Here is a 13,700-nt window from a genome sequence, read left to right on the forward strand (position 1 = left end):
TTTTAATATTTCAGTAAGAGATACTATTTCAATTTAAAATCTCACATTAAGATTGAACCCGATACTACGGCTGGTAGGAAGTCCAGTCTGCTCCAAGCCCTCTTGATTATCCGATACGCTATTTGCCATTTCAGGATCAATATTCGGTACCCATTTCTTTAGGATTGCCACATTGTTCGCAACCGCACTCAATCGTAAGCCTTTAATAAAAAGCCGTGAAGGCAGCATTTTTGTAAAGTCGTAGCCCATAGTAATTTGTCTCAATTTCCAGAAACCTGCATTATAAGCAAATTCTTCACGTATACTACTTGTGTTAACCGTTTCATAAAAAGTTTGAAGTGGTGTTGCAACTGCGTTGGGTGCACCTAGCTGATTTACACCTACACCGGTTACAAGGTTTGTTTCCCGTCCAACCAATGTTGATCTGTGTAAGCCGTGGCGGTATAAGTTGAAGTTAGTTTGTGATCCTAAATAATGACCTAGTTTGAAATCGATTAAACCGGAAAGTGTTACACCCTTAAAGTTGAAGGAGTTAAAAATACCACCCACATATTTTGGGATAGTTGTTCCTATCAATAAAGCTTGAGGAGCTCGTAGCGGTCGGCCATTATTCGTATCAAAAACTTGACGGCCCTGGGCATCACGAAGATAAGCAGTTGCATACAAACCGTTTAAATTCTGTCCCACAGTTTGTCTGATTGAATTGGAACCGGCAGCGCCACCTGAAATTATTTCAGTCACACCCTCCCCCAGGTCAAGCACTTCGGTAGCATTTTGAGCAAAATTAAAGTTAGTTTCCCATCTAAAATTTTTGGTTAAAAAAGGCGTTCCTGATAACATTAATTCAATACCCGAATTCTTGCTTTGGCCTACGTTAATTACCGAACTTGTAAAACCGGACGCATCTGAAATTTGAGATGCCAAAATTTGATCATTTGTAATCTTATTATAATAAGTTACTTCAAATCCAATTCTATTTTCAAAAAATTTTGTTTCAATACCAAACTCAGCTTCTTCAACACGTGAAGGTCTTAAATTTGCATTGGGCACTACACCGCTAGGAATAGAACCAACCGGTTGAGCTGCACCCGCTGGATTAGGAAATAAATTATTATTAACTCCAAAAAATAAACTATTTGCATAAGGACCAACTGCGTTATCACTTCCTACCTGAGAATAACCGGCTCTTATTTTTCCGAACGAAAACCATTTAGGCATGCCTTCAAATGCCTCGCTAAAAATAAAACTTGCGTTAGCCGAAGGATAAAGAATACTTCTGTTGGCAGGAGCTAAGGTAGAGAACCAATCATTACGTGCGGTGAGGTTCAAATATAGATAGCTTTTGTAGGAAAGTTCTGCTGCTGCATAAAGTGAGTTAATTTTTACTTCACTTAAATCATAAAAAGGATCCTTTACACGTCCATTTGCCACGGTATACAGATTGCGCACAACAAAATCCTGAACCGTAACCGAGTTACGATCAAATACACTGTAGCGCTGGTTCCCTCCAACTGTGGCATCAAAAGCAAATCCATTTTTAAAACTTTTAGTAGCTCCAAGGAGGAAATCAGAATTTAATTCGCGACTACGAAGTACTTCTTGTGTAAATCGTCCGTTAACAAAACCGGCAGGTGCAGCAGGATTTGATGCTCTTCCGGTCGGATCATTGAAGTCACGATCACGCGAGAAATAATCCTGCCCAATTCGACCTTGTAAATAAAGCCAATCTGTAAAATTGTACTTTGCAGTTATATTTCCGAAAACACGATCACGTTTTATATTTTCAAAACGATTGTATGTTGACATATAAGGATTGGTTCTATTCCTAAATCGTGTCCAAACAAACTCATCTCCATTGGCATCAAAACGCTTTGCACTCAACACATCAAATGGCATAGAGTTAGACAGAGTATAAATCACAACAGGTGTACTGTTATCCTGTCCCCCAACTACTACCGGGTTTGTATTTTTCTCATTAGAGTAGGCAATGTTACCGGAGACACTTAGTTTCTGGGAAATTTTTTGATTAAATCCGAGATTGATTGTTCTACGATTGAATTTGCTATTTGGCTGAATACTACTGTTATCCATATTCGCAATAGAGAGATTAAAACCACCATTTGCACCTCCATTCGAAACGGAAACGGTGTTAGTCAATGTGCTCCCTACCTGATAGAATTTTTTAATACGATCTCTAACGGGCTCATATGGAGCAGTTACGCCATCAAACAAAACTTGTGTCATACCAGGCTGAAATCTTTCTCCAAAACTCCAAACACCCGATGTTGGATTTGCTGTTGTTGGTCGAACTCCAAACTCTCCCTGACCATATTCATACTGCAGGTCGGTAAAGTCCAGAGGAGTATCTGATGTGTAATTGGTATTAAAATCAACACCCAAGCCTTTGTTGGAAGTACCGGATTTAGTCGTAATCATTACTACTCCATTTTGAGCGCGAGAACCATATAATGCCGCGGCAGCACCTCCTTTAAGAATAGTCATTGATTCAATATCATCTGGATTAATACTACTTAGTCCATCCCCTCCATCGGTAGAAACTACAGCACCCTGTCCTCCAAAATCTCCACCCACACCAAAAGTTGTATTATTAATAGGAACTCCATTAACAACGATAAGCGGACTATTTTGAGCTCCAAAAGAAGATTGGCCCCTGATTCGGATTTTGCTGGATCCGGCAGGACCTGTACCCATCGGTGTAATATTCACACCAGGCATTTTTCCTACAAGGCCACTCATGAAATTTACCGTGCGGTTTTCGCTGATTTGTAGCGCATTAACGGTTGCAGTGGCATAACCAAGTCTCTTTGTTTCTTTCTTGATACCTAACGCAGTAACTACTACCTCAGTTAAAGAGGTTAATTCTTCAGACAATCTCACATCAATGCTTGTACGATCGCCAACTGATATTTCCTGCGAATTAAAGCCGATAGAACTGAATACTAGGACTGCATTTCCATCAGGAACGGTAATTGAATATTTGCCATCAATGTCTGTTGAAGCACCGATCATTGTACCTTTAATCCTAATACTAACACCAGGAAGAGATAGCCCTTTACTGTCACTGACTATTCCCTTTATTATGATATCTTTTGGAGGGCTTGATTCAGCATTAGGATTATCCAAACTCTTTACTACAATGGTATTTTGAAAAATCTTGTAAGTTAAAGATTTGTCTTTAAGGCACTTATTCAATGCCTGCTCTATTGTAGCATTTTCAATATTAACATTTATGGTACCAGCTTTAGAAATGTCCCTTTTATCATATAGAAAGTGATAATTTGTCTGCTTTTCTATTAAGCTAAGAACATTAGCAATAGAAATATTCTTCTCTCGAAGTGTTACCATTTGACTATAAGTGTTAGCACTCACCGTGGAAAGTGTTGCAACTATAATAATCATAGTCAATTTCATAGCCAATAGAATTTTGGACAGTTTAAGTCCTCCAGCAGGAATGACTTTGTAATTAAATTTCATAACTTTGTTTGGTTTTGGTTAAACATAATTCTTCAATTGGTGATTGGATAATTTGGGAACCAACTATTTACCGGGTAAGTGGGCAAACACTTCCCGGTTTTTTTTTCTTTACAAATTGTCAACCTAAAATTTAAATTTTATTAAATAGGCTTTTAATTTCGAGTTCCTTTTTCCTAATTTTTCTGTATTTTTTATCTCATAATTATAATTTTAGTGAATTATCAATTTTTCATTTCTGGATTCTTATTTGTTCATAATAACAATATTTTTCCCTGTAATTTTAAATTTTACTCCGGCATAATTGAGTAAGTTCATGAATTCTAAAGCATTTACATTCCGCGAAACTTTTCCTGTAAGATATTTTTTTGGAACTTTTCCTTCAAAAGTTACATTTAAATCATACCATGAAGCTACCTGACTCATCACTTCCTCTATACTTGCATCTTTGAATATAAATAATCCATTTTTCCATGCAATTTGTTCTTCAATATCAACATTATTCAAAATCGTCAAATTTCCTCCTGTTAGTCGTACCTGCTGTCCCGGCTTTAACAAAAGAGAGGAGTTACCCTCATTGATCTTAACTGAGCCCTCAACCAGTGTTGTTTTCATTATCTTTTCTTTGGAATAGGCTTTAACATTGAAATGCGTTCCCAATACCTCGATCTCCGTTCTTCCGGACCTCACCATGAACGGCATAGCAGATTTTTTTACAATTTCAAAATATGCCTCCCCATCCAGCTCGACCTCGCGTATGTTACGCTTGAACACTCCGGGAAACTTTATTGAAGAAGCTGCATTTAACCACACTTTACTTCCGTCGGGCAGAGTTATCCGGTAACCACCGCCACGCGGCGTGCTGACCACATTAAAATCTCCGTTACGGGCATTTTTATAATTTCTATCAAATGCATGATAAACTAATTGCCCGTTCTCAGTTTTAATTATTTCGAAACTCTCATTTTTCGCAATAATTCCGTTATTAATGCTATCCAGAATAATTCTTTGACCATTTTCAAATGTCAACACAGCTCTATTCCCTCCTGGCGAAAGATCCGTATTTACCTTAGCTGAAACAATTTGAACAGATGCGGGAGTAATCTTTTCACTCCAGAAATCAAATCCGATAATATTGATGATTATAAGTGCAGCTGCAGCAGAAATACTTATGAATATTAATGGCTTTCTCCTTGATATTACAGCGGGGACTTCTTCATGAAACTTATTTTTATCTCTCCCGGAAGCTAGGATCTTGTCAAGCATTTCTTGACTCTTTTCAAAACTAAAAAAGGGAGCTTCCATATGTTGAAAATTCTCCCATTCATCCCTCATCAGCTTGGTTAATTCCTGGTCAGAGCTAGATTTTAAAATGTCGAATAATTCTTTAATCTCCTTCTGACTGGCAGTTCTATCATAATATTTACTGAAAAGATAAGTTGTCCTGGAGTTTGAAAAATTCATCTTGTTCAAATTAATTAACAAAAAAGAATGAACTGTTTAATTCTCTTTGTATACAAGACACCAAAGAATCATAAAAGGGGGGTATTGGCTTAAATAAAAATAATGGAGAGTATTAATAAAATATGGAAATTTGTCAGAACATAATTAGTTATGGAAAAAGTAGCTATCTGTAAATATTTTTTTACTGATTCACGGGAAATGTTCATCCTGTTCGCCACTTCGGCATACCTTAGTCGCTCATGTCTGCTTAAAAGGTATACCTTTTGTTGTTGAGGAGGTAGACGATCGATTGCTTCGTCAAGGATAGTATAGTAATCGTTGGGATCAGAGCTTGAACCAATATGTGAGCTCGTATAGCTTTCTTCAAAGTCGTTGAAATGTTGACGTTCAATACTCAGCTTTCTCAAACAATTTAAAGTGTGATTTTTGGAGATTACAAATAAATATGCTTTAAAATTTTTTACCCCGGCGAGAACTTCCCTGTTCATCCATATTTTAAGGAATACATCCATTACAATCTCTTCAGCAAGATCAACAGAGTTGGTGATCCGGAATATATGCTTTCCAAGTTGCTGATGATATTTATAATAAAGTCGATTATAGGCTATTTCGTCGCCTCCAGCGACTTTTATCAACTCATTACTTTCAGATAAATCTGACATAAATATTTCTAAAGGATAAGGAAGTTAACAACAATATTACATTAATACAAAATAATTTTATTTATTTTTTTAAAAAATTTCTTGGAAAAGTGATAAAAACTGTTTATAAATCAAATACTCCAATTGGTAACAATATCCCATCGAGCAATAATGGTTGTTCTGGTAAATCAGGAATAAAAAAATAGTTATGAGGCTGCTTCCTGCACAAAAAATCTTAAAATAATTTAAGTGAAAGTTCCAGAACTCTTAAAATCTGTCTAACCGCTTGTGAGCTACATATCAATAAATTCTAAATATAGAAAGTCAGAATAATTAAATAAATCCTGAATCCCGTAAATTAAATTTCGCAAAACAAAATTTTTGGCACCATTATTTCTGTACTATATTGGCCATCAACCATGTGGCCAAAAGGAAATTATGAAAAATATACTAATCATGTTTGCATTTGCAGTGATAGTTACAGCTTGCAACAGTAACGCGAATGAGAATGCTAAAATAGATCAGGACTCGATCAGAATGGTAAATCAGCTTGACAGCTTTAAAAGAGCTGCATCAGCAGATTCGGCTGCAACTGCATTAGCAATCGCAAAAGAAAGAGCTAATACTAAAAATCAGTATCAATCATCAGGTACTTCTTCAAAATCAGTGACAAACACGACAAACACAACAACTCAAACAGGTACAACAGCACAGAAAAAAGGCTGGAGTTCAGCTGCTAAGGGTGCAGTTATCGGTGGAGTTATTGGTGCAGGAACAGGAATCATCGTTGACAAAAAAGATGGCAGAGGTGCTGCAATTGGTGGTGTTGTTGGTGCAGGAACAGGCTATGTAATTGGCAGGGAGCAGGATAAAAAATCCGGCAGAGTGAATCAGTAACAATTTCTACCTATGAAAAAAAATGCCCCGGATTAAATTTAATCCGGGGCATTTTTTTGTCTTGATCTCTGGCTCTCACTACTCACTACTCAATACTCAATACTCAATACTCAAGCCTTAAGAACCCTTTGAATCTCATCAAGCTTCATCAGAGCCTCAACCGGCGTCAGTGTATTTACTTCAAGATTATTCAGCATATCCCTGATCTTAACCAGTACCGGATCATCAATTGAGAACATTTGTAGCTGGTAGGCTTGCTTCTGAACTTTTTTGAGGCTATCTTTGATATCCTCTCCACCTGTCCTTTCCTGCTCAAGCCGTTTCAATATTTCGTTTGCCCTGCTGACGAGCTTTGGCGGCATTCCAGCCATCTTAGCGACATGTATCCCAAAACTATGTTCACTACCTCCAGGAACCAGTTTTCTTAGAAAAATAACTTTGTTCCCTAACTCTTTAACAGACACATTGAAATTCTTTATTCTGCTGAATGAGTTGGTCAGTTCATTCAATTCATGATAATGTGTCGCAAATAGCGTTTTTGCCTTCGCCGTGGGATGATTATGAAGATATTCTGCAATTGACCAGGCAATTGATATTCCATCATAGGTACTGGTACCCCTGCCTATCTCATCCATCAGAATGAGGCTTCGGGGTGATAAATTATTCAGAATGCTAGCTGTTTCATTCATTTCAACCATGAATGTTGACTCACCCGTGGTGAGGTTATCCGAAGCCCCTACCCGGGTATAAATCTTATCTACAAGGCCAATCTGTGCTTCCTTTGCAGGAACAAAACAACCCATTTGTGCCATGAGTACGATCAAGCCGGTTTGCCTCAATAAAGCCGATTTTCCCGACATATTCGGACCGGTAATAATTATGATCTGCTGAGTATCACTGTCAAGGAACACATCGTTGGTAATGTATTCCTCTCCCGAAGGAAGGTTTTTTTCAATAACCGGATGTCTGCCCCCTTTAATATCAATTACACTGCTTTCATCGATCACAGGCTTGACATAATAATTCCTGATCGCAAGGCTGGCAAAATTTATCAATACATCCAATTGAGCCACTAATTGGGCATTTAATTGAATGGGTTTGATAAATTCGGATAGTGCAAAGGTCAATTCATTGTACAGACGGGTTTCCAGAACCTGAATTTTTTCTTCCGCACCAAGGATCTGCTCTTCGTATTCTTTTAGCTCCGGGGTAATATAACGTTCCGCATTAACCAGAGTTTGCTTTCTAAGCCATTCGGCAGGAACTTTATCCTTATGGGTATGGGTTACTTCCAGATAATAACCGAAAACATTATTGAATGCAACTTTTAGGGATGGAATACCGGTAATTTCAGCCTCACGCTTTTGGATTTCGAGCAGGTAGCCCTTTCCTCCGAATGCGATCTTCCTTAGACGGTCGAGTTCCTCATCAACCCCATCTGCTATAACAGAGCCTTTCGCCAGCATCACCGGCGAATCAGGATTCAGCTCCCGCTCAATTTTATCCCTGATCAGAACACAGGGATTGAACTGCTCGGCAATCATTTTTAATGGGAAGCTTTCAGATTCATGACAAAGCTCCTTGAGGTTGAAAATAGCATAAAGTGCCCTTTTCAGTTGCAATACTTCCCGGGGGTTTGCCTTTTGAAGACCAATTTTAGAAATCAGCCTTTCAAGATCCCCTATTTGTTTCAATTCATGCAATAGTTTTTCACGGAGTTCATCCTGCCCGACAAGGAATTCAACCACATCCAGACGTTCCTGAATTGGTTTTAGCTCCTTCAGTGGCATAATGATCCATCGACGAAGTAAACGTGCTCCCATCGGAGAACAGGTCTTATCCAGCACATCTACCAGGCTGACTGCATTCTCATTCGCGGAGCCTATCAGTTCAAGGTTCCGGATCGTAAACCGGTCCAGCCACATATAACGGTCTTCTTCAATCCTTGAAACAGAGGAAATATGCTGAAGATTACGATGCTCGGTCTCATTCAGATAATGCAGGGCTACCCCAGCAGCAGTGATAGCAAGCGGATATTTTTCAATTCCAAAGCCTTTCAATGACTTGACATCGAAATGTTTGAGCAGAAATTCAGAAGCATAATCACCACTATAAGCCCAGTCGTCGAGATGATAGGTATAAAACCGGTCGCCAAAAGTCTCCGTAAAATCGCGCTGCCTGCTTTTTTGAAAAATTACCTCACTCGGTTTAAAACTCTGAAGCAACTTGTCTATATAATCGGCATTACCCTGCGCAACCAGAAATTCACCCGTCGAGATATCGATAAATGCTATCCCAAATGAATTCTTTTCAAAATACAGTGAAGCCAGGTAATTATTGGTGTTTTGCTGAATGATATTATCGCTGTATGAGACACCGGGAGTTATCAGCTCAGTTACCCCTCTTTTAACAATGGTTTTTGTTGTTTTAGGATCCTCCAGCTGATCACAAATAGCCACTCTTTGACCTGCTCTGACCAATTTTGGCAGATAAGTTTCAAGAGAGTGATGTGGAAAACCAGCCAGCTCCGTATTAGTGCCCGAACCATTTCCACGTTTAGTTAGCACAATCCCTAATATTCCGGAGGCTTTTATCGCATCCTGCCCAAAAGTTTCATAAAAATCGCCTACTCGAAACAATAATAATGCACCGGGATATTTAGCCTTGATGGCATTGTACTGCAGCATTAAAGGTGTTTCCTTCTGTTCGTTCTTTTTAGACAAGTTCTTGCAATTAATCAGGCCATAAAGTTAATGGATTGCATAACTTTTAGAAGATTTGTGGAAAACTGTCTCAAGGTGGGGAAATCCGCAAACTGATTTTGTTAAATCCCTGTAATAAATAATCAATTTGGTAGTCAAATATGTAGGTTCCTTATCAATTTTCCGAACTATTATTTAATTTGCCGCGTGCTTTCATACCCTATTAATCTATACAAAAAAGCCTATTCCGGACTTAGTAAGGAAAGCTGGTATCTTTCTTTTGTGATGCTGATTAACCGCAGCGGAACTATGGTAGTGCCTTTCCTCACTATTTATTGTACTCAGAAATTAAATTTCAGCATAGTTGAGGCGGGATTGATCATGGCAATCTTCGGACTGGGATCAGTGTTTGGTGCATTTTTCGGTGGAAAGTTTACAGATAAGATTGGCTTCTATTACCTTCAGATTGGAGCACTATTAAGCGGCGGCCTGATGTTCTTTATGATCAGCTTTCTCGAAACATTTTGGAGCCTGGGAATAGGGACATTCATTCTGAGCATGTGTAATGAGAGCTTCAGACCCGCCAATGCAACAGCAATAGCCTATTACAGTAATGAGACGACGAGAACAAGATCCAACTCATTAAACAGGCTCGCAGTCAATCTCGGCTGGTCATTTGGTGGAGCTCTGGGTGGCTTCCTTGCTTCTGTTGATTATCATTTGTTATTTTATGTGGACGGGTTCTCCAACATCCTCGCTGCAGTCTTTCTCATCAAATTATTGCCGGCAGTAAAAAACTCAAAGTCTAAGGAAACTGAAACTCATGAAATTCAGGTTCAATCCCCTTATCAGGATAAAATATATCTGGCATTTATCGTTTTGACCATATTGTTTTCATCCTGTTTTTTTCAGTTGTTTACCCTGCAACCGGTATTTTTCAAAACAGAATGGAAATTGACCGAGCAATTTATCGGGGTATTAATGGCTATGAACGGACTGATCATTGTTTTCACCGAAATGCTTCTGGTAAACAATCTTGAGGGGAAAAGATCTCCACTGTATTTCACCGGTATTGGGGTGATTATAGCAGCAATTAGTTATGCCATATTAATATTTTTTCCGGCTGCGGCCTGGCTTGCGGTTATTTCCATCATTCTGGTAACACTGGGAGAAATGATTGCTATGCCCTTCATGAATACCTTTTGGATGAGTCGTTCTAACGACAGAAACCGTGGAGAATATGCAGCCCTGTATACCATTGCATGGTCTATAGCTCAAATCATAGGTCCGATTTACGGATCATTTCTGATCGAATACGGGGGTTATAAATTATTCTGGTACTTTATTTTTGGCATTTGCCTGCTGACAGCTGGTGGCTATTTTTACCTCAATAATTTAAACAGAAAAAGGGAATTTAAAAATGTGATGAATATCGCTTCTTCTTAATACAGCGAAATTTTATAACTGGTTCTGCTTCTATAAATCTCGCCCGGTCTTAAAATAGTCGAAGGAAAATTCGGGATATTCACTGCATTGGTATGATGCTGGGTCTCAAAACAGAGACCGCAATAAGGCGAATAATTTGCTCTACCCTTAACTCCTGTATTATTTAAATGCTTACCAGTATAAAATTGCACAGTGGGTTCATCAGTAAATACCTCAAGCTTTATCCCGCTACTTTCTGAGTAAGCCATTGCCGCCTTTCCCCATTCTCCATACTCTTTGTCCAGTATAAAAGACTGATCATAACCCTTTTCAGGATCCCACACCTTGCTGATCTGTTTTACACCTCTAAAATCATAGAAAGTATTCTCTACAGCAAGTATTTCACCATTTGGCACCAGGTCACTATGCTGCCCCAGGTAAAAAGAAGCAGGTATTTCCGCAAAATGATCTTCAATTGTTCCTGTACCATTCAGATTAAAATAATCATGATGGGTTAAATTAACCGGGGTGGCTTTGTCGGTACTGGCCTCTGTTTGCATGAGCAGTTCATTATTGTCCTTAAGCTTAAAAGATACCTGCACTCTTAGATTCCCCGGAAAACCTTCCTCTCCATCCTTACTAAGATAGCTGAGAACAAGACGGGCATCAGGAATACTTGAAATACTTTCAAGCTTCCATACTTTTCTGTCGAAACCTTCATAACCACCATGAAGCTGATGCGGAGGGTGGTTTGAACTAAGCTTGTAAAGTTGAGAATCTAATTCAAAAACAGAATTACTGATCCTGTTGGCATACCTCCCGACAATAGCACCCAGATAAGAATTAGATTCAAGATAAGACTGATCAATGTAATGCTCCATCTGGTCGAAACCTAGTACAATATCTCTTTGTTTTCCTATACTATCAGGAACGATAAATGATTGGATAATAGCTCCAAAATTACTGATACTAACTTCAAGTCCATTACTGTTTTTCAATGTAAAAAGATACACATCCTCATTCTGGTGTTGAAATAGTACTGGAGACTGGACTATTGACATATCTGATTCTAAAACCAATAAAATGCAAGGGCATTCCAAATCATGAAATTAAGCCAAAATCTTTAATAATTTTGAAAAATAAAGCAGCTTCAATTCGAAGAGGCTATTTTTGGAAGATATGCGGAAATTAAAAACAGAAGAACTTGGGCGTGTAGGCATTGAGGAATTTAAAAAACAGGATAAATTGCCCATCACTGTAATATTGGACAATGTTCGCAGCATGCACAATATTGGTTCTATTTTTCGTACTTCTGATGGGTTTGCGATTGAAAAGATATACTTATGCGGGATTACCGCTCAGCCACCTCATCGTGAAATAGAAAAAACAGCCCTTGGGGCGACCCAATCTATTGAATGGGTATATTCAGCAGATATCAGCGAATTAATCCTGAAATTAAAAGAAGCCCGTTACACCATTATAGCCATTGAGCAGGCGGATAACAGCGTTATGCTCAATGATTTTCAACCTAAAACTTCCGAAAAATATGCCCTAATCTTTGGAAATGAGGTAAATGGAGTCAGTGATGAAGCAATGAAACTAATTGATACCTGTATAGAAATCCCTCAATTTGGCACCAAACATTCATTTAATATTGTAGTTTCAGCCGGGATAGTGCTATGGGACTTTTTTGCCAAACTAAAACTCAGGCCTTAAGCGATGTCAATAAATACATTAACAAAAAAATTATTGATCAAGCCAGGTAAGTCTGTCTTACTTGTAAATAGTCCAGAGCATTATATCAGGCTTCTTGAGCCATTGCCAGGGAACGTCAGAATAAGTTATGGAGCAGGGAACGATTATGATGAGTTCATGGGAGGAAACATCCAAATACGGCCTCCGTCCCGTAGCGTCTGTTGCAATTAATGAAACCTGGACTGCTCTCCGGTTCAGACCAAATGATCAGATCAAAAATTCTGATGTAAGTAATTCTTCGATACGCGTGAATGAATTGAGCACATATATTGATGTTGATAAACGTATAATTACCCTGCCCCCTGAGTTAATTAAAAAACTAAATCCTCAGGCTGCAGACTTTTTTAAATCATTATCTTACACCAATAAAAAAGAATATGTGACCTGGATATTGACTGCCAAACAGGAAAAACCAGAACTGAGCGGATCCTTAAAAGCGCTGAAAAACTAAGTGCAGGTAAGAAAAACCCTTCAGAGAAATAAGAATTTATCAGATATGGAAGTCCATAGCTTACAAAACCACGATATTGACCTTCTGAATGAGCTTCAGCCGCCCGATTGGGATGACATCAGACCCTATTTTTATTATTATACATCCTCAAAATTCTGCAATCCAATAAAGATCAGTGATGGAAGTAAACCTATTGCTGTCGGAACTATAATAAAACATCAGGATACTGCCTGGCTGGCGCATTTAATCGTTCATACTGAATACAGGAATCAGGGTCTGGGTAAAATGCTTACAAGCGCTCTTGTAGAACTTGCAGATCCGAAGATCTTTAAAACTATTTATCTGGATGCAACTGATATGGGATACCCTATCTATAAAAAAGTTGGATTTGAAATGGAAATGGACTACATGCATCTCGATGGTAATCTGCTCAATCTAAACCTGAAAAACCCAGCCAGCGTTGTTCCCTTTGAAGAAAAATACAGAACTGCAGTAATGGAACTGGACAGAATTACATCCGGTGAAAACAGAGAAGTTATCTTCAGGGATCATCTGAAACCTTCACTTCTCTATCTTTCAGATGGCATAGTCAGAGGTGCTTACTTTCCGGGGTTTTTCGACCGCTATATTATGGCCGATCTTCCCGAAGCCGGAACTGAACTGATGAAATTGCGTATGAGGGTAAAGAATACCACAAAACTCCCTGTAAAAAACCAGCCCGGAATAGATTTCCTGCTGGGGAATAATTACAAAGAAGTCAGGAGATCCAAAAGAATGATCCTGGGTGCAAAACGTGAATGGAAAGCAGAGAATAATTTTAACAGGATTAGTGGAGGACTGGGTTAGTAATTGAGAGTGGAGAATTGAGAGTGG

10 protein-coding genes are annotated in these 13,700 nt (G+C 38.6%); 5 read left to right on the plus strand and 5 right to left on the minus strand.

Translation table 11 applies throughout. From position 1 onward, the window contains the following. Positions 1 to 33: 33 nt before the first annotated feature. From Q8M41_RS07505 to Q8M41_RS07515, 3 genes are all read right to left on the minus strand, one after another. Positions 34 to 3,495 carry a SusC/RagA family TonB-linked outer membrane protein gene (locus Q8M41_RS07505; protein WP_305364633.1) on the minus strand — a complete coding sequence of 1,154 codons (3,462 nt, stop codon included), beginning with the start codon at positions 3,493 to 3,495 and terminating at the stop codon, positions 34 to 36. A gap of 243 nt (positions 3,496 to 3,738) precedes the next feature. Next, positions 3,739 to 4,956: a FecR family protein gene (locus Q8M41_RS07510; protein ID WP_305364634.1), complete on the minus strand. Its 1,218-nt coding sequence runs from the start codon at positions 4,954 to 4,956 to the stop codon at positions 3,739 to 3,741. An 89-nt stretch (positions 4,957 to 5,045) separates the two neighbouring features. Next, positions 5,046 to 5,618, minus strand: coding sequence for an RNA polymerase sigma factor (locus Q8M41_RS07515; RefSeq protein ID WP_305364635.1), 573 nt, complete (start codon positions 5,616 to 5,618; stop codon positions 5,046 to 5,048). A gap of 417 nt (positions 5,619 to 6,035) precedes the next feature. Between Q8M41_RS07515 and Q8M41_RS07520 the strand changes: the two genes are divergently transcribed. Beyond that, entirely contained in the window at positions 6,036 to 6,494 is a 459-nt protein-coding gene (locus Q8M41_RS07520) for a YMGG-like glycine zipper-containing protein (protein WP_305364636.1), read from the plus strand. Between the two features lie 110 nt (positions 6,495 to 6,604). On the opposite strand, the gene mutS is transcribed toward Q8M41_RS07520, so the two are convergent. After that, the gene (gene mutS / locus Q8M41_RS07525) at positions 6,605 to 9,181 is read right to left on the minus strand and encodes a DNA mismatch repair protein MutS (protein ID WP_305364651.1); all 2,577 of its coding nucleotides are present in this window, start codon (positions 9,179 to 9,181) and stop codon (positions 6,605 to 6,607) included. Positions 9,182 to 9,403: 222 nt separating this feature from the next. Here mutS and Q8M41_RS07530 point away from each other — a divergent pair, with 222 nt between their 5' ends. Continuing rightward, positions 9,404 to 10,642 carry an MFS transporter gene (locus tag Q8M41_RS07530; RefSeq protein WP_305364637.1) on the plus strand — a complete coding sequence of 413 codons (1,239 nt, stop codon included), beginning with the start codon at positions 9,404 to 9,406 and terminating at the stop codon, positions 10,640 to 10,642. Here the strand turns inward: Q8M41_RS07530 and Q8M41_RS07535 are convergent. Further along, entirely contained in the window at positions 10,639 to 11,682 is a 1,044-nt protein-coding gene (locus Q8M41_RS07535) for an aldose epimerase family protein (RefSeq protein ID WP_305364638.1), read from the minus strand. The two genes, Q8M41_RS07530 and Q8M41_RS07535, sit on opposite strands and share 4 nt — an antisense overlap. A gap of 118 nt (positions 11,683 to 11,800) precedes the next feature. Here Q8M41_RS07535 and Q8M41_RS07540 point away from each other — a divergent pair, with 118 nt between their 5' ends. The 3 genes from Q8M41_RS07540 (at position 11,801) to Q8M41_RS07550 (ending at position 13,673) form a co-directional block, all read left to right on the plus strand. After that, positions 11,801 to 12,337 carry an RNA methyltransferase gene (locus Q8M41_RS07540; RefSeq protein ID WP_305364639.1) on the plus strand — a complete coding sequence of 179 codons (537 nt, stop codon included), beginning with the start codon at positions 11,801 to 11,803 and terminating at the stop codon, positions 12,335 to 12,337. 127 nt (positions 12,338 to 12,464) lie between these two features. Further along, positions 12,465 to 12,827, plus strand: coding sequence for a YdeI/OmpD-associated family protein (locus tag Q8M41_RS07545; protein ID WP_305364640.1), 363 nt, complete (start codon positions 12,465 to 12,467; stop codon positions 12,825 to 12,827). 45 nt (positions 12,828 to 12,872) lie between these two features. Beyond that, entirely contained in the window at positions 12,873 to 13,673 is an 801-nt protein-coding gene (locus Q8M41_RS07550; protein WP_305364641.1) for a GNAT family N-acetyltransferase, read from the plus strand. Positions 13,674 to 13,700: the final 27 nt, after the last annotated feature.

The sequence above is a fragment of the Daejeonella sp. genome, assembly GCF_030684675.1.
GTDB lineage: Bacteria > Bacteroidota > Bacteroidia > Sphingobacteriales > Sphingobacteriaceae > Daejeonella.